Genomic DNA, 17,818 nt, shown 5'->3' on the forward strand with positions numbered 1-17,818 from the left:
TGATGTACAACAATGGACGAAATGAACTCGATGGCCCCCGCGGTGCGCTCGATTCTGCGGGCGGCCGACGAACGTCCCGATCCCGACGGTCGCGTCGCGGTCGATGGTCAGTCCCTGGTGACGGCCATCGAGACGACGACCGAGGCCGGGCGGGTCCCGATCATCGCCGAGGTGAAACCCACGAGTCCAACGACCGATGGAACCCGGACCGACGACCCCCTGACGCTCGCCCGCGAGATGGTGGCCGGCGGGGCGACGGCGCTCTCGGTGCTCACCGAACCCGAGCACTTCGGCGGGTCGACCGCGTCGCTCGAACGCATCCGCGAGACGGTCGACGTCCCGGTGGTGCGCAAGGATTTCGTCCGCAGCGAGGCCCAGCTGGACGCCGTCGCCGCGGACGCGGTACTGCTGATCGTTCGGTTCGTCGAGGACCTTCCCCACCTCGTCGAAGCGGCTCGCGACCGCGGGATGGAACCGCTGGTGGAAGCGCACTCCAGTGACGAACTGGCCGAGGCACTCGACGCCGGTGCCGACCTCGTGGGCATCAACAACCGCGACCTCTCTCGACTCGAGGTCGACCTGGCTACCTTCGAAGCGGTAGCGCCGAGCGCGCCCGATGACGTCACGCTCGTCGCCGAGAGCGGCATCGCCACGCCGGACGACGTCCATCGGATGCGTGAGGCTGGTGCCGACGCGTTGCTCGTCGGCTCCGCCATCATGGCCGGCGACGTCCGGGAACGGACACGGGAGCTGGTCGCGGCATGAGCGTGGGAAGCTTCGGCGAGTACGGCGGACAGTACGTGCCAGAAGCGCTGATGCCGGCGGTCGAGGAACTCGCCGACGCGTACGAACGCTACGTCCTCGAGAACGAGGACGGATTCATGGACGAACTGCGACGCCATCTCCGGGAGTTCGGCGGTCGGCCGACGCCGTTGCAACACGCGGCGGCCCTGAGCGACCGCTACGGGGACGACGTCTACCTCAAACGGGAGGACCTCCTTCACGGCGGTGCGCACAAACTGAACAACGCCCTCGGACAGGTCCTGCTGGCGACGTACATGGGCAAAGAGCGCATCATCGCGGAGACGGGAGCGGGACAGCACGGCACGGCCACGGCGATGGCCTGCGCGTATCTCGATGTCGATTGCGAGATCTACATGGGCCGGACCGACATCAACCGCCAGCGCCCCAACGTCTTCCGGATGCGGATCCACGACGCGGCCGTCAACCCCGTCGACGCGGGCTCAGGGACGCTCAAGGAAGCCATCAACGCCACGCTACGCGACTGGGCGACGAACGTCGAGGACACCCACTACGTCATCGGCTCGGTCGTCGGCCCCCACCCGTTCCCGAGTATGGTACGTGACTTCCAGGCGGTCATCTCCGAGGAGGCACGCGAACAGGCCCTGGATCAGATCGGGGCCCTCCCGGAGGCCGTGGTGGCCTGTGCGGGTGGCGGGTCGAACACCATGGGTTCGTTCGCGAACTTCATCGACGACGAGTCAGTGGACCTCTACGCCGTCGAGGCCGGTGGCGACGGGATCACGGTCGAGGATTCGACGGGGTTCGCGCCACACTCCGCCTCGCTCTCGGCTGGCGAGGACGGCGTGCTCCACGGCGCGCGGACGAAACTCTTGCAGACGAGCAAGGGGCAGGTCGTCGAGTCCCACAGCGTGAGCGCAGGTCTCGACTACGCCGGTGTCGGCCCGGAGCTCTCTCACCTCGTCGACGAAGGACGGGTCACGCCGGTCCACGTGGACGACGACGCGGCCCTAAATGCTTTCCACCGACTCTCGCAGGCCGAGGGGATTATCCCGGCGCTGGAGAGCAGCCACGCCATCGCCTTCCTGGAAGACGGCGATTTCGATGGCCCGGTCGTCGTCACGCTCTCCGGGCGCGGGGACAAGGACCTCGATACGGTCATCGAGGAGAGCGATCGGCGGGAGATTCCCGCTGCACCGTCGATGGAGGTATTCGATGGGTGAACGGGCCATCGCGCGGGCCTTCGAGGACGGGCCCGCACTGGTTCCGTACGTCGTCGCCGGAGACCCCGACGCCGAATCGACCGCGGCGTACGTCGAGGCCCTCGTCAGGGGCGGGGCTGACGTCGTGGAGCTCGGACTGCCGTTCTCCGAGCCCATCGCCGACGGTCCGACCATCGAGGGTGGCATCCGCCGGGCCCTGGACGCCGGGATGACGCCATCACGGTATCTGGACCTCGTCGCCGACCTCGACGTGGCGGTCCCCATCGTCACGATGACGTATTACAACCTTATCTTCCACTACGGCGACGGCGACGTGGAACCGTTCGTGGCTGACGCCGCAGCCGCCGGCGTCGACGGCCTGATCGTGCCCGACCTCCCTGTGGAGGAGAGTGAGCCGTTGCGAGCGGCCTGCGAGGAACACGACCTCGCCCTCGTGTTCATCGTGGCACCGACGACGACAGCCGCGCGGATCGAACGGATCGTCTCACAGGCGTCCGGATTCGTCTACGTTCAGGCTCGTCTGGGAACGACCGGAGCCCGGGAGAGCGTGAGCGAACAGACCTACGAGAGCCTGGAACGCCTCCCCGACGTCGACATCCCGACGGCGGTTGGATTCGGCGTCAGTAGCGGCGAACAGGCCAGTTCCATCGTCGAGGGCGGTGCCGACGGCGTCGTCGCCGGGAGCGTCTTCGTCGACATCATCGCATCGGGCGAGACCGTGCCAGCGCGTCTCGAAGAAACCGCCGCCGCCATCAAGGCGGGCGCGACCGCCGCGGCTGCCGAGTCCGACCAGTCCGCCCTGTCGGAACCGGAACGAACATAGCAACGGGCTTGCTACACCATGGCAATGACAGCTGGGAAAACCGCACGACTCGACCGTATCGGACGTGACGGACGGTTCGTCACGATCCCGATGGACCACGGCATAACAATGGGACCGGTACGCGGCCTCGTCGACATCGAGGCGACCATCGACGCGGTGACCCGCGGCGGTGCCGACGCCGTCCTCACCCAGAAGGGCATCGCGTCTCGGGTCCATCCGAACAAGAACGGCAAGGGCTACATCGTCCACCTCAACGGCTCGACCACCATCGGGCCGGACGAGAACGACAAGCGCGTCACCGGGACCGTCGAGGACGCGGTGCGGGCCGGTGCCGACGCCGTCTCCTTTCATATCAACGTCGGCAGCGTGCACGAACCCGATCAGATCGAAGACCTGGCCGAACTCACCACGGAGGCCGACCGGCTCGGAATGCCGGTCCTCGCGATGGCGTACGCCAGGGGGCCGGGGGTCGACGAACACGACGCAGAGAGTCTGGGTCACGCGGTCCGACTGGCCGAGGAACTCGGCGCGGACGTCGTAAAGACGGCCTACAGTGGCGATGCAGAGAGCTTCGAACACGTCGCGAACGCTGCACGGCTCCCGGTTATCATCGCCGGCGGAAGTCCCCAGGGCGACCTCGCGACGCTCGAGAACGTCCAGGGCGTCATCGAGGCCGGCGGCGCGGGCGTCTCGATGGGACGAACCATCTTCCAGCACGACGACCCCTACGCCATGACGGCTGCGGTCTCGGCGGTCGTCCACGACGAGGTCGACCCCGAGACGGCGATGCGCGAGGCGGGCCTGGCCGTCGAGGCCTGATCAGAAGACGGTGGGCAGTTGCTGCAGCGAATCCAGGGTGTGGACCGGTTCGGCCGTCGACCGCTCTTCTCTGTCCACCGACGTCGGCACCCAGACGGACCTGACACCGACGCGGTTCGCGCCGGCCACGTCGTCGGAGCGAGAGTTCCCCACGTGGATCGTCGCGTCCGCCTCGACGCCGAGATCCGAGAGGGCGATCTCGAATGGCTCCGGTGAGGGTTTCGACGGTGTGGTGTCGCCACCATAGACGATGGTGTCGAAGACGTCGGTGAGACCGAGCGTCTCCAGTTTCTGCCACTGGTGGGCGCGTTCACCGTTCGTGACGAGGCCAACCGGTCGATCGCCGACGCTCGTGAGGGCCTCGCGGGCGCCCTCGCGAAAGCTGACCGCCGTGTGGTCGAACCGGCCGATGTACGTCTCGGCGATGGCGTCGGCGGGAACTGGTTCGGCGCCGGCGCGCTGGGCGGCGATGTCGAACGCGTTGGCCATGAACGAGACGGTGTCGTCCGCGTCGGGGGCCTCGTTGATGGCCTCGCGAAGCCGCTGCTGGTCGGTGAAGGGTTCGACGTCGAGCGTCTCGAACGTCTCCTGGAGGAGGGCCTCGCCGTCCTGCTCGTGGACGCAGAGCGTCCCGTCGAGGTCGAAGAGGACGGCGTCGGTTCGTGACATAGCCAACACTGCACACCGCGTTCTGATAACGGTTCGGACGTCGAGGGTGGTCAGTAATCCGCGGTTTCGGCACGTTGAAGGACGGCCACTGCCACAGTGCGGGTATGACACCCTCGGTCTGGCTGAAAGCCGACGATGCGGTCGGCGACTGGGAGACGCGCAAACGACGGATCACGACCGGCCTGGAGGCCGGCGTCGACTGGATTCTCGTCGACGAGTGGGACGTCACGAAGGTCCGGGAACTCGGCGAGGTGAACGTCGCCGCCTTCGTCACCGACGACGTCGACGTCATCGGCGAACAGGCGGAGGACCTGGGCGATGCCGACGCCTACGTCGTCGGCAAGGACGGCGAAGGCGACGGGACCATCGACCTCCCCAGCGACTTCGCGGGGTCGGCCGACCTCTCGACCGTCCGCCGGGACGGCGCGGACGGCGCGTTCGTCCGCATCTTCGACGCCGACTACGAAGCCTTCGCCGAGGCCGCGGCCGCCGACGCCGATCACACCCTCGTCGTCGGTGAGGACTGGAAGATCATCCCGCTCGAGAATCTCATCGCCCGCATCGGCGACGAGACGGACCTCATCGCCGGCGTCCAGACCGCCGCCGAGGCCGAGACCGCCTTCGACACGCTCGATATCGGTGCCGACGGGGTCCTCCTCGACACGGACGATCCGGACGAGATCCGCGAGACGGTCCGCGTGCGCGATTCGACCACCCGCGAATCGGTCGACCTGGAGTACGCCGAGGTCATCGAAGTCGAACCGGCGGGGAGCGCCGACCGCGTCTGTGTCGACACCGCCACCATCATGGACGACGACGAAGGGATGCTCGTCGGGAGTATGAGCCGCGGGCTCTTTTTCGTCTACGCCGAGACCGCAGAATCGCCGTACGTCGCGTCGCGGCCGTTCCGCGTCAATGCCGGGGCCGTCCACGCCTACGCGCGGACGCCGGCGGGCGACACGAAGTACCTCGCGGAACTGAAAAGTGGCGACGAGGTCCAGATCGTGGACACCGCCGGCAACACCCGCGAGGCGGTGGTCGGGCGTGCGAAGATCGAACGCCGGCCCATGTTCCGGGTTCGCGCCCGAGCGGCTGACGGCGACGAGTTCGAGACGCTGTTGCAGAACGCCGAGACGATCAAGGTCGAGACCCGGGACGGACGGCGGGCCATCACCGACCTCGAGGTCGGCGACGAGGTGTGCGTCTTCCGGCAATCCGGCGGTCGTCACTTCGGCGAGGCAGTGGACGAACGCATCATCGAGAAGTAGGTCCGGTCGTTCGGACTCGGCTCACCGAAACGGCAGTCCCTCGGGCCCCTCGTCCTCTTCGGGGCTGACCTCCGTCTCCAGCTCCGAGAGTTCGGTCGTACACCACGGACAGAAGTCGAGTTCGGCGTCGAGTTCGCCGCCGCAGTTCGGACACGTTGGCGTCTCGCTACTGGCCTGGCGGTCGGTCGCCCGTTCCTGCCGGAGTCCGGTCAGATAGGCGTCGACGACGTTGAGCACCCTGACGACAAGGAGACTGCCCGTGACTTCGAGCGAAAAATCCTGACTCGCCGAGATGAGTCCGTCGATGCCGGTCTGCTGGAACGCGGTGACGGCGGATTCAGGGACGACCATCGCCGCGGTGACCAGCGCGAGCGCGAACCACGCGATCGCTCTGAGCCAGGCCCGGAGATAGATGTGTCCGAGCCCCGGGTACAGGAACCCGAGCAGGCCGGCGATGATCGGGCGACGGCGGATCAGCGACGATTGCACACCTGCACTCTTCGCCGTGGACAGGTTAAGGTGTTGCTTTCTACGATGTCACCCGGACTCCTCAGAGCAAGGCGTCGACGAGGGTCCGCAACTGTGCGAGGTCGTACTGGCCGGGTGCAGTCGCGTTCGCCGGGTCGACCGGTGCGTAGCCGATCGACGAGCCGTACAGGGGTGCGACGACTCGCGAGTGACGGCCTGGTTGGCCCATCGCCATCGTCGCGACCCGTTCGCCGGCCCGGGAGAACTCGTACGTGACCCGCAGAAGGTCGAGGACTTGACCGCTGTGTTCGGCGGTGACGGCCAGTTTGCCGACGTCGCCGAGGGCACAGAGTTGCGCCAGGCGATCGGCGAGTTCGCTCAGATCGGGTGTGCGCTCGAAATCGTGGCTCGAGACGACGGTCTGGACGTCCGCCGATTCCGCTGCCGCCAGTACCTCGGAGGCGTCCTCGTGGACGTCGGTGTCGATCAGTGCATCGAGTTCGACGTCCACGGCCTCGACGGCGTCGAACGAGACTGCTGTTACCAGTTCGCCGATCCGTTCGGGTCCGTCGGCCCGTTCTCCGCCCTCCCACTCGGGTCGGTTCGTCACGAGGAGCGGCAGGGTGCCGTCGTACCCCTCGAGGTCGGCGAGCGGGTCGTCGGCGAGGTCCATGCGAAACTCGACGGCGTCGGCGTGCTCGCGTGCCGCCGGCTCTTCGTTCAGGTCGCCCGTACTCGCTGCCAGGACGAACCCGTCGAAATCCATCAGACCGGGATGGTGTCTTCGGCCTCGAGGAGTTCGTGATAGCGGTTCCGGATGGTGACCTCGGAGATGTCGGCGACGTCGCTGACCTTCGCCTGCGTGGTCTTCTCGTTCGTGAGGAGGGCGGCGGCGTAGACGGCGGCCGCGGCGAGGCCGACCGGGCTCTTGCCGCTGTGGACGCCCTTCTCTTTGGCGTTCTCGAGGAGCTCGCGGGCGCGGTGCTGGGACTCGTCGCTCAGCCCGAGTTCGGAGGCGAAGCGCGGAACGTAGCTCGCGGGGTCGGCGGGCCTTACTTCGAGACCGAGTTCGCGGACGATGTAGCGGTAGGTGCGAGCGATCTCGTCCTTCTCGACGCGGCTGACGTCGTCGATCTCGTCGAGGCTGCGGGGCACTCCGGCCTGGCGGGCGGCGGCGTAGACACAGGAGGTGGCGACGCCCTCGATGGACCGGCCCGGGAGGAGATCCTCCTCGAGTGCACGCCGGTAGATGACGGAGGCCGTCTCGCGGACGTTGTCGGGGAGGCCGGTCGCGGAGGCCATCCGGTCGATTTCGCCGAGTGCCTGCTTGAGATTGCGCTCCTTGGCGTCTCGCGTGCGGAACCGCTCGTTCCACTTGCGCAGTCGCTGCATCTTCTGGCGCTGGCGCGAGCCGAGGGAGTTCCCGTAGGCGTCCTTATCTCGCCAGTCGATGTTGGTCGAGAGGCCCTTGTCGTGCATGGTGTTCGTGGTGGGCGCGCCGACGCGCGATTTCTTGTCCTTCTCCTGGGAGTCGAAGGCTCGCCACTCGGGACCACGGTCGATGCCGTCCTCCTCGACCACGAGGCCACAGTCGGCACAGACCGTCTCGCCGTGCTCTTCGTCGGTTACTACCAGGCCGCCACACTCCGGGCAGCCGTCGGTCGATTCTTTCTCCTGCTCGTCTCGTTCGGTTGTTCTCAGTGCGTGGGACATGCGAACCCTCCGGGAGGACTCCCGGACAATCGTGAACGCCTGGTTTGGACAAAAGTGACTTATAGCTTCCGCTCTATCCTACCTGGGAGACTGGTTACCGTGGTACAGGTATCACCACACCGGGTGGCGATTTTCTCCCGCGTTACTGTCCGGTCGATGCCGAAAGACGTCTGATTGATTGCCCGATACGATAGGCTGCGGGTGCGCGTCGCGAAACACTCAATTGGGTCGGCCGCCCCGTTCGGGTATGCGGGTCGCAGTCGGGAGCGAGAATCCGGTGAAGCGAGCGGCGACCGAGCGAGCATTGGCCGACGTGGCGACCGCCGTCGAGAGCGTGGCGGTCGAGTCGGGTGTGGCCGAACAGCCCTGGGGGGAAGCGGAGACGATCGAGGGCGCGAGGACCAGAGCCGAGCGGGCGCGATCGGCGGACGACTACGACCTCGGCGTGGGTATCGAAGGTGGTGTGGCCTCGGTGGACGGGGCTAACGGGCTGTTCTTGATCATGTGGGCTGCGGTGACTGATGGCAAGCAGGTCGGCCTCGGTGCTGGTCCGCGACTGGAATTGCCCGAAACCGTCGCGAGCAGACTCGAGGCGGGGGCGGAACTCGGGCCGTTGCTGGACGACCTTCTCGACACGACTGGTATCAAAGAAGACCAGGGTGCCGCCGGCGTCCTCACCGACCGGATCATCACTCGAGAGGACGCTCTCTTCCAGGCTGTCGCCGGTGGGTTCGGTCCGTTCGTCTCCGGGCAGTACGACTGACGGTGGCACTCACTCGTCGGCCGACGGGTGGGCGGCCTTCCCGTCCGGAGTAACGTCTCCCGTTCCGTCGACGGCTTCGGTGAGCGAGACGTTCAACGCGATCATCGAGACGGCGCCACCGAGGACCGTGACGACGTTTTTGACCGCGTGATCGACGATGGCCGCAGCGAGTGCGATGGCTGGACCGACCGGCGTTAGCGCGACCACCAGAACCGTAAACGCCGCCTCGTAGAGGCCGATACCGCCGGGCGAGAGTGGGAGTACCTTCGCGAGGTTCCCGACGCTGACGGCGAAGAAGCCGACGGCCAGCAGCGTTGCCAGCGGCAGGTCGACGCCGAACGCGCCGAACACGACGAGGGCCGTCAACACGTCGATGCCCCAGATGGTGAGGCTGGCCACGCCGACCCGGGCGAAGGCACGCCGGTCGGCAGCGACGGTCTGCACGTCGCCCACGAACCGTTCTATGATGGTGGCGACGTACTCCACGTACGAGTCGTCGCTGGCCCACTCGATGAGTGGGCGGATGCGGTTCGTCTCCGAGCGCGCGGAGACGACGATGGCCACTACGGCACCGATGGCCACCGTGCCCACTCCGAGAGCGACGGCGATGGCAGTCCGCGCGCTCTCCCGCTGGGCGGCCGACACGTCACCGCCGCCCAGGAGCGTCGCGGTGAGAGTGGCCAGGTCGGCCGGCGAGAAGACGGCGAGGCCGACCAGGACGCTCCCGGCGAGCAGCGTTATCGTGAGCAGATCGAAGACCCGCTCGACGGCCAACGAGGCGAAGCCAGACGCGTACGGCACACTCCGTCGGGCCTTGACCACGTACGCGCGGACGGCGTCGCCGGCCCTGGCTGGGAACACCAGGTTGCCCGTCTGGCTGATGAAGATAGCCCCGGTCAAAAAGCCGGTCCGCTCGTTGAAACCGAGTTCCCGCAGGATGTCGCGATAGCGGCGACCCCGCAGTGGCCAGGAGGTAAGATAGATAGCGGCCGCGACCGCTACCAGGACCGGATCCGCCCCCGCCATGGCCGCGAGGACCGACTTCGGGTCCAGATAGAGGAACATCAACATGACGGCCACCACCGAGAGACTGATTCCCACGAGCATCCCGGTCCGTCGGTTGGCGTACGGTTTCACTCTGAACTCCCAGCCGACCCGCAGTACCTGTGACCCCATCCCGAAGACGTCTCGCACCAGATCCACCTTGGAGTCCCCCTTGGGCGTCCACTCGACCGGGAACTCCTTGACCCTGTACCCCCGACGCTGAGCCTTGACGAGCATCTCCGTGTCCCAGAACCAGTGCTCGTCCTGGACCGCTGGCTGGAGGGCCTCGAACGCCTCGCGACTGAGGGCCTTGAACCCGGCCTGGTGGTCCCGGAGGTTCGAGCCGAGGACCGTGCGGACGAGGAAATTGAATCCCCGCGATGGGATGCCGCGTTTGGCCGGTCGATCGGCCTCCTCGCCGGGTATCCACCGTGATCCGGTCGCGAGGTCCCACTCCCCCGAACGGACGCTCTCGACGAGTTCCTCCAGGTGGGACATGTCGGTCGCGAGGTCGGTGTCGTAGTAGACGAGCGTGTCGCCGTCGGCGGCGGCGAACGCCCGTTCGAGGGCCCCACCGCGACCGAGGCGTTCGTCGCTGTGGAAGTGGCTTACCCGGTCGTCCTCGGCAGCGAGACGGTCGGCGATAGCGGGCGTTCGGTCGTCACACCCGTCCTCGGCAACGATGACCTCGTAACTTCCGGCGGGCAAAAACGAGTCGAGTGTCGCCAGCGAGACGGCAACGGTTTCCTCGATGGTCGCCTCCTCGTTGTAGGCCGGCAGGACGACGCTCACCTCGACGGACCGCTCGCTCATTGTTCGAGAAATCCGCCGTGCCCGTGTAAGAACCTTCTGGACCCCGGGCCAACTCGTACAGAAACGGGTGAACAATCGGTCAGGAAATCGATGGGGCGGGGAGCGTTAGCTGGCGTCAGCCGATGGGGTACCCGCGGGCGGAGTTCCCGACCTGTCGCTGCGGCGGCGGTTGAGCACCGAGAGACCCGCGAGGATGGCGAGCCCGGTGGCACGAATCGGGAAGGTGACCGCGAAGCCAGTCAGCGAGACCGGGGCCACGAGTCCGATCAGGGTCTCGGCCGGTAACAGGAGTAGCTCGGGCACGGTGAGGAACAACGATGCGATACCGTAGAGGGTCCGTTCGAGGCCGTTGACCGTACTGAACTGGTGGCCGATGATCGTCACGCCGAGGGCGTACACCCCGAGGTAGAGCCCGAGGACCGGGACGAGGACCTCGGGAACCACGTACCCGACGTTCGCGAGGTCGGCCAATCCGACCATCGAGTAGCCGGTTTCCTGGTTCCCCTTGATCAGGAGGATGCCCTGCGAGAACACGAAGGCGAACGGCACCAGGAGTTTGTTCAGCGAGAGCAGGAAGGCCGTCGTGGCCGTCTCGAATTCGTCGGCCTTGGCGACGCCAGCGCCGGCGAACGCCGCGACGGCGACCGGTGGCGTAACGTCGGCCATGAGCCCCCAGTAGAGGATGAACAGGTGGGCGGCGAGCAGCGCCACGCCGAACTCTTCGATGGCCGGCCCCAGCATCGCGACGAGGATGATGTACATGACCGTCGTCGGCATCCCCATCCCGAAGATGATGGCCGCGACACCGGTCAACAGGAGCAGTCCGACCAGCGACTGACCGCTGACCGAGAGGATCAACGCCGTGAGGTTCGGCCCCAATCCGGTGACGCTGATGACGCCCGGGATCACGCCTGCTGCCGCGACCGAGACCACCACCGTCGTGGCCGTCTTCGCCCCGTCCTCCATCGATTTGAGGACGAACGAGACGACACGGTAGGCCGGTTTGCCTGCCAGGCCCGGGCGTCCGATGAACTTCGCCCCGGCTCTGGCACTCTTATCGACGGAATCGTCGAGTTCGAGCAGGGGCGAACTGGTCTCCGGTCGCACCAGCAAAATGCTCAGGGAGACGGCGACGACCAGGAATCCCAGGTCGCTCATGGTGGCCATGACGGCCTCACTGAACACCATGCCTCCCGCCACTGCCCCGCCCGAGACGAGGGTCTCGAAAAGCCCGAACAGACCGTACCCGGTTGTCATCAGCGTGGCGACCTGAGCGAGGAATATACCCAGGATTGTGCCGAAGAGGGGCACCCGGGTTCGCTCCGAGTACGCGGCCAGGAAGGCCACGAGGGCGATCAACGCGATGATGGTGAACCAGCCAGACCGTGCCACGGACAGTCGAACCACGACGAGGAAGTACAGCAGGAGGCCGACGGGCACCAGGTAGAACCACCCGTTTTTCAGAATCTTTAGCGGTTTTGAGAGCGACTCCTTCGGGACGCCGCCGATGTCGTGTTTGACGGCTTCCAGGTGCACCATCACCCACATCCCGAAGAAGAAGGCCAGCGCTGGGATCGCCGCCGCCACGATGACCTCGGCGTACGGCGTCTGCGTGAACTCCACGATCAGGAACGCCGCAGCCCCCATCACCGGCGGGAGGATCTGCCCACCGGAGGAGGCCGACGCCTCGACGGCCCCGGAGAAAGAGGGCGAGTAGCCGGAGCGTTTCATCAGCGGAATCGTGAAGGCACCGGTCGTCACCGTGTTGGCGATTGACGACCCGGACAGCATGCCCATGAACCCGCTGGCCACGACACTCGACTTCGCCGGTCCCCCGCGTTGGGACCCGGTCAACGAGTACGCGAAGTCGATGAACCACTTGCCCGCTCCGCTCATTTCGAGGAAGGCCCCGAAGAGGATGAAGATGTAGATGAACCGGAGGCTGACGGTGACCGGGATGCCGAAGACGCCGGCCTCGGTATTGAACCAGAGGTCACGGAGGATGCTCGCCCATCGGGTCGGGGGAATCGATAGCGAACCGAGGAACGAGTCTCTCGGGATGAAGTGCCCCCAGCGTGCGTAGACGATGAAGAGGGTGACGAGTCCCGTCAGTAGCCATCCGAGCGCTCGGCGAGTGGCTTCCAGGACTAGCAGGACGCCGATCGCGGCCAGGATGAACGCGAACGACGTCTCGTCGAGGGGAATGCCGGTCGCCGAGACGAGCGAGACGATGGGGTCCGTGATTGGCCAGACCTCCTGGAGCGGTCGGCCCGCCGTGAGTCCGCGGACCCGCATCGAGCGGATCTCGTCGAACTCGGTGATCATGTAGAACGGGGTCAGCAAGATGAGGAAACTGAACAGGAGGTCGACCGGTGTCACGCGGTCCGAATTCGCGTCGACGGCTGCCCAGCGGACGAACCCGCGGAGGCGTTCGAACACCGAGACGACCCCGCTATCGGGCCCGAACTGGGACCGGACTGCTGGAAGGATTTTCCCCAATCGGCGCGCGACTGGCCCCGTACCCCTCGAGGTCGGGAACAGGAAAAATGTCAGGACGAACGCGAAGGCGACGTGGACCGCGTTCGCCTGGAGCAACTGGAGGGAGAACAGTTCGACAGTGCCGAAGAAGGGCACGCCGAACTCGAACTGGAAACTCTTCGCGGCCAGCCACATCTGGAAGGCCGAGAACGTGATTCCAACGGTGGCGACCAGGACCGCGGACCAACCGCGGAGTGACCGCTTGCGTTCTACTTCCTGTAACAGTTCGTCGGTGTCCGGTTCTTCGTCGTCGGTCTGTTCGGGATCGGGTTCACTCATGTGTATGCTAACAACGTTCGAAGTGGCCGGTCTCGCTCGACGGTGATCTGTACGGCCGACGCGTCGGATCGCTCGACGAGGTCGTACTCCTCGTCGCCGACGACGAGCGTGTGTCCGGCGACGGTGCCCGGGACGACGTCGAGGCGCTCGTAGGTTCGGTCCTCGAAGGTGATGTAGAACTCGCCATCAGTCGTCCGCCCATCGATGTCCGCTCTGGCCGGCAGTCCCCAGCCGAACGAGGAGAACTCCATCCGGGTCATGCGGAGAGAGTCGCCCTCGACGACGTAGACGTCTCGAACGGTGGTCTTCTCGACGCTGTGCATGTACTCGAGCGTGACCGTGGTTCCGTCGTCGACTTCGGTGACCAGGAGTTCCTCGCCGGTCTCCTGGCCGGAGACGACGAGTACCGGTGACGCGGCTGCCTGTGCAGCGGTCGCCAGGGCTACGGCGACGACGAGTACGGCGACTGCGACGACGAGCAGCCTCCTGGACGGACGTGGTGGCGTCACGGTGGGCTAGTTGTACGTGAAACTGGTAACCGTTCGGGTACGGTTCTTCGCGTGTCCCGTCGAACGCGCGTTGGAAAGAACGGTTCGATTGGGATCGGCGACGCGTTATCCGAAGTAGGCGGCCGCGCCCGGGTGGAGTTCGATGGACATGCCGTCCTGGGCGGAGTCGGCGCTGATGAAGTCCGCCTTGATGGACAGGTCGTCGGTGTTGTCGAAGATGGCCGCGGTCACTTCCTCGACGACCTCTTCGGAGTACTCCTCGCGGGTCGCGATCATGGCCTGCACGGAGACGGTGGTGACGTCCTCTTCGATACCGGCGTAGGTGCCGGCCGGGACGGTGTCCTCGGCGAACCACGAGGCGGCGTCGAGGACCGTCTGGAGCGTGTCACCCTCGACGGGGAGGAGTTCGATATCCGAAGTCGTCGCGAGCTCCTCGATGGCGCCGACGGGCCAGCCACCGACGACGAACGCGGCGTCCACGTCGCCGTCACGGATCTGGTCGGCCGCCGTGGAGAAACTGGCGTTCTGTTCGTCGAAGTCGTCGGTCGTGACGCCGACGGCCTCCAGGATCTGGAGGGCGTTCACCTGGGTACCGGAGCCGAGGTCGCCAGTGTTGACGCTCTTGCCTTCGAGGTCCTGGAGCGACTCGACGCCCGCGTCCGGTCGCGTGATGACGTGGATGGTCTCCGGGTAGAGCGTCGCCACGCCCATCAGGTTGGGTATCGCTGCGCCTTCGAACTCGTCGAGACCCTCGCCGTTCTTCGCGAAGTACGCGATGTCGTTCTGGATGAGCGCGAAGTCGGCAGAGCCGTTGCCGAGACTGCCGACGTTCTCGACGCTCGCGCCGGTCGACTGGACCTGGAGCGTGTGGTCCGTGTTCTCTTCGACGATGGTCTTGAACTCGCCGGAGAGCGGGTAGTACGTCCCACCGGTACCGCCAGCGTGCCACGCGATGCGCTCTCCAGCTGGTCCGCCGTCTCCACCATCGCCGCCGTCGCCACCGTCTCCGCCATCGTCACCGTCGCCACCGTCGCCGCCGTCGCCACCGTCGCCGCCGTTACCGCCACAGCCGGCGAGTGCGGTGATTCCTGCTACGCCCGTTGCCTTGATGAACGTCCGCCGATCAGCATACTTTGCCATACCCAATCATTCACTAAGGTTCATATTAATCCCTTTCCCTTGAAGCCGAATCTTACTCTTTTTAATGACCTCCTATTAACGGAACTGGGAACGTGGTCCCGTTAATCCGTCGTACCAACACGCTTGGTCCTTTCGGGCTAACGCTGCCGCCCTGGTCGAAGGATCTGCACAATCGCAGTACAGCGTGGCGTTAACCCACCGTACCAAACCCACTATACGCTCGTACGCCGTCCCCTTCGATATGAGCGCGAGCGCGTCACCACAGACGAACTCGGCGACGCTGAGCCCGAAACAGCAACGCATCCTCGAGTACCTCCGGGGGAAGGCACAGACGAAGACGTACTTCAAGTCGAGGGTCATCGGCGACGCTCTCGGCCTCTCGGCCAAAGAGGTCGGAACCAACATGCCCGCCATCTCGAACGCAGAGGGACTCGAGATAGAGAAGTGGGGGTACTCGTCGAGTACGACCTGGAAGGTCACGACGGCCTGAACGCTCGGAATCGACGCTTTCCCGCTCGTCGTCGTTCGGTCGTTCTCGTGGTGTGGAGTCGGCGTTCACCATCTCGATGGCCACCCAGCGCGGGTTCGCCTCTCGATGGGGGCTGTCACAGAAACTGCTCTCTCTGTTAGGGATCGTACTGGACGAGGGACGCCGCCTCCGACGCGAGGGTCGCCGCCCGGTCGTCGAACGAATCGGCGTACCGGACGAGCAACGTCAAGAGAGTCTCAGGCCTGGCGATGCGATACCCGTCCGCGGCTTCGAGAACGCCGACGCCCCTGAGTTCGGATGCGTAGGTACTGATCGTCGCCCGGGAGACGTCGAGTCGGTCTGCGAGGTCACTCCCGGTCGTGGATGGGTCTCTGAGCAACTCGACGACCATGCCCCGTGGCGTGTCCCGGCGGAGATAGCCCAGTGCGACCTGCTCGTAGTCCGAAAAGCGGCCGGCCTGGAAGAACCGACGGTAGTCGCCGTCCCGATGGCTCACGATGGCACCATCGTCCTGCAATCGGCGGAGGTGGTGCTGTGCCTCGCCCGTGCCGAGTTTGAGGTCGTCGCGCACTTTCGAGAAGTGGGCGCCCGGGGTCGCCCCGAGATACCCGAGGATCGCTTCTCTGACCTCGCTGTCGTCGTCATCCCGATTTCCGACGACGGCGAGTGGACTCGCTGCCCCGACCGCGGCGAATCGCCGGAGCGTGGCCCGCTTGTCCTCGTCGATACCCATTCGACTCTGGCTACGTGACGGGAGGGGAAAAGTATTCGCTCGGTTCTCGCTCCGGTAGATGGTCCCTTCGTCCCGATTACTTCTCCGGTGGTGTCTCCTCTCCCTCGAGTTCCTTGTCCAGTTCCTCGATGACCTCTTCGGCGGACTTGAGCCCCTCCTGTGCCACGTTCGGACTGATCTCGCTGTCCACCTCGAACTTCCCGATCATCTCGTCGATGTTGTCGAGACCGAGCAGTTCCCGGGTGTCCTCGTCGAACTCCAGGCTGTCGAGGACGGTCATCTCCTGGGCGACGTCACCGTCGGTGAGGTGTTTGCCGTACCGGCCGACCAGCGAGGAGAGTTCCTGCGGGATGACGAAGGTCGTCGATTCGCCCTGGCCGATTGCCTCCAGGGTTTCCATGCCCTTCTCGATGATGGCCCGCTCGCCCATCGACTCGGCCGATCTGGCGCGGAGCACCGTCGAGATTGCGTCACCCTGGGCTTCGAGAATCTGTGATTCCTTCTCCCCCTGGGCCCGGATGATGTCCGAGCGCTTCTGTCCCTCTGCCTTCTCGATGGCACTCTGGCGTTCACCCTGCGCTTCGAGGATCATCGCCCGGCGACGACGCTCCGCAGAGGTCTGTTGTTCCATCGCCTGCTGGACCTCCCGGGAGGGGTTGACCTCCCGGACCTCGACGGACTCCACGCGGATGCCCCACTCGTCGGTTGGCTCGTCGAGTTCCTCGCGGATGCGAGAGTTGATTTCCTGGCGCTTGTTGAGCGTATCGTCGAGTTCCATATCGCCGATCACGGCACGGAGCGTGGTCTGCGCGAGATTGGAGACGGCGCGCTTGTAATCGTCGACCTCGAGGAAGGCCCGCTTCGCGTCCATCACGCGGATGTAGACCACGGCGTCCGCGGTGACCGGCGAGTTGTCCCTCGTGATCGCCTCCTGTTGGGGCACGTCGATGGTCTGTGTCCGCATATCGAACGTATACCGCCTGGAGACGAACGGCGGCACGAAGCTGATCCCCGGTTCGAGCAACCCGCGGTACTCGCCGAACACCGTCAGTGCGTCCTTCTCGTAGGCGTCGACGATGGCGACGGCCGAATAGACGGCCACGATCAGCAGGGCCAGCACCAGCAATCCCGCGAAGGTGATGGACGACCCGGCCGGGAGTGACTGGAGGATTGGTATCATACCTGATGCATTGGGTCCCCACCCGAATAACAGTTGGTGTCCCAGCGGGCGTTACGCCTGTTCGCTCTCCTCTCGTTCTCGTTGCCGGGCGAGTTCTCGGTCTATCTCGTCGATCTCGGAGAGCTGCTCGACGGTGATGACGTTGCCGCCACCCGGGTCGATGACCACCACCTCGGCATCGACGGGAATCTCACCCTCGAGGCTCCGAGCCGCGTACGTCGAGTCGAATCCGCCCCGTTCGAGTTCGACCCGACCGGACCGTTCGGTCACCCGCTCGACGACGTGTCCACGCTCACCCCGCAGGTCCTCCGAACTCCTCGTCTGGCCGGTGTCCGTCCCCTGGTAGAGGTTGAGGCGGCGGTAGACGACGAGGGCTGCTCCACCGGTGATGGTCACGAGTAGCGCCAGGATGAGCGGACTCGCAAGCGATGGCACGAGCAACCCGATCAACCCGGCCGTTATGAGGGCAACCCCCAGGACGATCAGGTGCGCACCGGGCGCGAGCGCCTCCATGATGGCGATCACGATGCCAGCACTGAAGAGCAAAAGCGAGAGCGATTGTCCGAGGACATCTACCATGCAGA

The 17,818-nt window shown here is 65.7% G+C and carries 18 protein-coding genes; 7 read left to right on the forward strand and 11 right to left on the reverse strand.

Going from position 1 to position 17,818, the window contains the following annotated elements; genetic code table 11:
• Positions 1-42 precede the first annotated feature (42 nt).
• From trpC to HSRCO_RS04835, 4 genes are read left to right on the forward strand one after another with little or no spacing between them, the layout of a single operon-like run.
• The gene (gene trpC, locus HSRCO_RS04820; RefSeq protein ID WP_396266423.1) at positions 43-765 is read left to right on the forward strand and encodes an indole-3-glycerol phosphate synthase; all 723 of its coding nucleotides are present in this window, start codon (positions 43-45) and stop codon (positions 763-765) included.
• Positions 762-1,985 carry a tryptophan synthase subunit beta gene (gene trpB, locus HSRCO_RS04825; protein WP_259519287.1) on the forward strand — a complete coding sequence of 408 codons (1,224 nt, stop codon included), beginning with the start codon at positions 762-764 and terminating at the stop codon, positions 1,983-1,985. Before trpC ends, trpB begins: the two co-directional genes overlap by 4 nt.
• Complete coding sequence (gene trpA, locus HSRCO_RS04830) at positions 1,978-2,808, forward strand: tryptophan synthase subunit alpha (protein WP_259519288.1); 831 nt, start codon at positions 1,978-1,980, stop codon at positions 2,806-2,808. The genes trpB and trpA overlap by 8 nt, the downstream gene beginning before the upstream one ends.
• A gap of 24 nt (positions 2,809-2,832) precedes the next feature.
• Positions 2,833-3,627, forward strand: coding sequence for a 2-amino-3,7-dideoxy-D-threo-hept-6-ulosonate synthase (locus tag HSRCO_RS04835; protein ID WP_259519289.1), 795 nt, complete (start codon positions 2,833-2,835; stop codon positions 3,625-3,627).
• Here HSRCO_RS04835 and HSRCO_RS04840 read toward each other — a convergent pair whose 3' ends face one another.
• Complete coding sequence (locus HSRCO_RS04840) at positions 3,628-4,296, reverse strand: HAD family hydrolase (RefSeq protein ID WP_259519290.1); 669 nt, start codon at positions 4,294-4,296, stop codon at positions 3,628-3,630.
• A 104-nt stretch (positions 4,297-4,400) separates the two neighbouring features.
• Here HSRCO_RS04840 and HSRCO_RS04845 point away from each other — a divergent pair, with 104 nt between their 5' ends.
• Positions 4,401-5,564 carry a 3-dehydroquinate synthase II gene (locus HSRCO_RS04845; protein WP_259519291.1) on the forward strand — a complete coding sequence of 388 codons (1,164 nt, stop codon included), beginning with the start codon at positions 4,401-4,403 and terminating at the stop codon, positions 5,562-5,564.
• Between the two features lie 21 nt (positions 5,565-5,585).
• Here the strand turns inward: HSRCO_RS04845 and HSRCO_RS04850 are convergent, their stop codons facing one another.
• The 3 genes from HSRCO_RS04850 to HSRCO_RS04860 all read right to left on the reverse strand — a co-directional run bounded on the left by HSRCO_RS04850 (position 5,586) and on the right by HSRCO_RS04860 (position 7,745).
• Complete coding sequence (locus tag HSRCO_RS04850; RefSeq protein ID WP_259519292.1) at positions 5,586-6,053, reverse strand: zinc ribbon domain-containing protein; 468 nt, start codon at positions 6,051-6,053, stop codon at positions 5,586-5,588.
• A gap of 61 nt (positions 6,054-6,114) precedes the next feature.
• On the reverse strand, positions 6,115-6,798 hold the full coding sequence (locus HSRCO_RS04855) for a type I 3-dehydroquinate dehydratase (RefSeq protein ID WP_259519293.1): 684 nt from the start codon (positions 6,796-6,798) through the stop codon (positions 6,115-6,117).
• A complete protein-coding gene (locus HSRCO_RS04860; protein ID WP_259519294.1) occupies positions 6,798-7,745 on the reverse strand; it encodes a transcription initiation factor IIB family protein in 948 nt (315 codons plus the stop codon). Before HSRCO_RS04860 ends, HSRCO_RS04855 begins: the two co-directional genes overlap by 1 nt.
• A gap of 247 nt (positions 7,746-7,992) precedes the next feature.
• Here HSRCO_RS04860 and HSRCO_RS04865 point away from each other — a divergent pair, with 247 nt between their 5' ends.
• Positions 7,993-8,508 carry an inosine/xanthosine triphosphatase gene (locus HSRCO_RS04865; RefSeq protein WP_259519295.1) on the forward strand — a complete coding sequence of 172 codons (516 nt, stop codon included), beginning with the start codon at positions 7,993-7,995 and terminating at the stop codon, positions 8,506-8,508.
• A 9-nt stretch (positions 8,509-8,517) separates the two neighbouring features.
• On the opposite strand, the gene HSRCO_RS04870 is transcribed toward HSRCO_RS04865, so the two are convergent.
• From HSRCO_RS04870 to HSRCO_RS04885, 4 genes are all read right to left on the reverse strand, one after another.
• Positions 8,518-10,365: a flippase-like domain-containing protein gene (locus tag HSRCO_RS04870; protein ID WP_259519296.1), complete on the reverse strand. Its 1,848-nt coding sequence runs from the start codon at positions 10,363-10,365 to the stop codon at positions 8,518-8,520.
• A 105-nt stretch (positions 10,366-10,470) separates the two neighbouring features.
• Positions 10,471-13,182 carry a TRAP transporter fused permease subunit gene (locus tag HSRCO_RS04875; RefSeq protein WP_259519297.1) on the reverse strand — a complete coding sequence of 904 codons (2,712 nt, stop codon included), beginning with the start codon at positions 13,180-13,182 and terminating at the stop codon, positions 10,471-10,473.
• A complete protein-coding gene (locus HSRCO_RS04880; protein ID WP_259519298.1) occupies positions 13,179-13,691 on the reverse strand; it encodes a DUF1850 domain-containing protein in 513 nt (170 codons plus the stop codon). The genes HSRCO_RS04875 and HSRCO_RS04880 overlap by 4 nt, the downstream gene beginning before the upstream one ends.
• Before the next feature lie 105 nt (positions 13,692-13,796).
• On the reverse strand, positions 13,797-14,831 hold the full coding sequence (locus HSRCO_RS04885; protein WP_259519299.1) for a TAXI family TRAP transporter solute-binding subunit: 1,035 nt from the start codon (positions 14,829-14,831) through the stop codon (positions 13,797-13,799).
• Between the two features lie 241 nt (positions 14,832-15,072).
• Between HSRCO_RS04885 and HSRCO_RS04890 the strand changes: the two genes are divergently transcribed.
• Entirely contained in the window at positions 15,073-15,321 is a 249-nt protein-coding gene (locus HSRCO_RS04890; protein WP_259519301.1) for a hypothetical protein, read from the forward strand.
• 136 nt (positions 15,322-15,457) lie between these two features.
• Here HSRCO_RS04890 and HSRCO_RS04895 read toward each other — a convergent pair whose 3' ends face one another.
• The 3 genes from HSRCO_RS04895 to HSRCO_RS04905 all read right to left on the reverse strand — a co-directional run bounded on the left by HSRCO_RS04895 (position 15,458) and on the right by HSRCO_RS04905 (position 17,813).
• A complete protein-coding gene (locus HSRCO_RS04895; protein ID WP_259519302.1) occupies positions 15,458-16,054 on the reverse strand; it encodes an HTH domain-containing protein in 597 nt (198 codons plus the stop codon).
• A 76-nt stretch (positions 16,055-16,130) separates the two neighbouring features.
• Positions 16,131-17,234 carry an SPFH domain-containing protein gene (locus tag HSRCO_RS04900; RefSeq protein ID WP_259519303.1) on the reverse strand — a complete coding sequence of 368 codons (1,104 nt, stop codon included), beginning with the start codon at positions 17,232-17,234 and terminating at the stop codon, positions 16,131-16,133.
• A 51-nt stretch (positions 17,235-17,285) separates the two neighbouring features.
• Positions 17,286-17,813 (reverse strand): NfeD family protein, encoded by a 528-nt coding sequence (locus HSRCO_RS04905; protein WP_259519305.1) that lies wholly within the window; start codon positions 17,811-17,813, stop codon positions 17,286-17,288.
• Positions 17,814-17,818: the final 5 nt, after the last annotated feature.

It is taken from the genome of Halanaeroarchaeum sp. HSR-CO, assembly GCF_024972755.1.
In the GTDB taxonomy this organism is placed as follows: domain Archaea; phylum Halobacteriota; class Halobacteria; order Halobacteriales; family Halobacteriaceae; genus Halanaeroarchaeum.